The organism is Bradyrhizobium sp. NBAIM08, assembly GCF_020193935.1.
Classification (GTDB): domain Bacteria; phylum Pseudomonadota; class Alphaproteobacteria; order Rhizobiales; family Xanthobacteraceae; genus Bradyrhizobium; species Bradyrhizobium yuanmingense.
The window spans coordinates 1-389 of sequence record NZ_JADYVR010001210.1 but is presented as its reverse complement, the minus strand read 5'-3'; the positions used below and the strand labels follow the sequence as shown (position 1 = coordinate 389).

The window sequence follows — 389 nt, the reverse complement described above, 5'->3', positions numbered from 1 at the left end:
CTATGGCGGAACAATGGTGTCGTCTTTGATCGGCTACCGCATTAAAAAAGAAAAATTCAGCCTTTACATGATGGCAGGACATAAATTCCAACGGGCTCACTCGTCGTATGAAACTGAACTTTGGAGCAGTTTCGGGCACTATTTCAGGCAGTCCACTGAAGAAGATATCAACAGGCTGGTTGTTCAGATAGGATTTGGACTGCGTTAAAGTTCGTTGATCTTGTCAATGGCAGCTGCAACATGGTCCCACTTGTCGTTGGCCTCCTTTAATTCTTTTTCAAGCTGCTCAAAATCATGTTGTGTCTGCTGAAGTTTTTCGAAATTTGCAAACACCTCCGGCTTCGCCATTTCGGCTTCTACCTGAACGCGCCGCTTTTCCAGTTTTGTCA

The 389-nt window shown here is 45.0% G+C and carries 2 protein-coding genes; one reads left to right on the top strand and one right to left on the bottom strand.

The genetic code is table 11. The features are described 5' to 3' along the window. Nucleotides 1-208, top strand: a 208-nt coding sequence (locus I6F37_RS44190; RefSeq protein WP_225155014.1) for a hypothetical protein, incomplete at its 5' end; no start/stop codon positions are given. Here the strand turns inward: I6F37_RS44190 and I6F37_RS44185 are convergent. Further along, on the bottom strand, nucleotides 205-389 hold a 185-nt coding region (locus I6F37_RS44185), incomplete at its 5' end, for an ABC transporter C-terminal domain-containing protein (protein ID WP_225155013.1). The genes I6F37_RS44190 and I6F37_RS44185 overlap by 4 nt on opposite strands.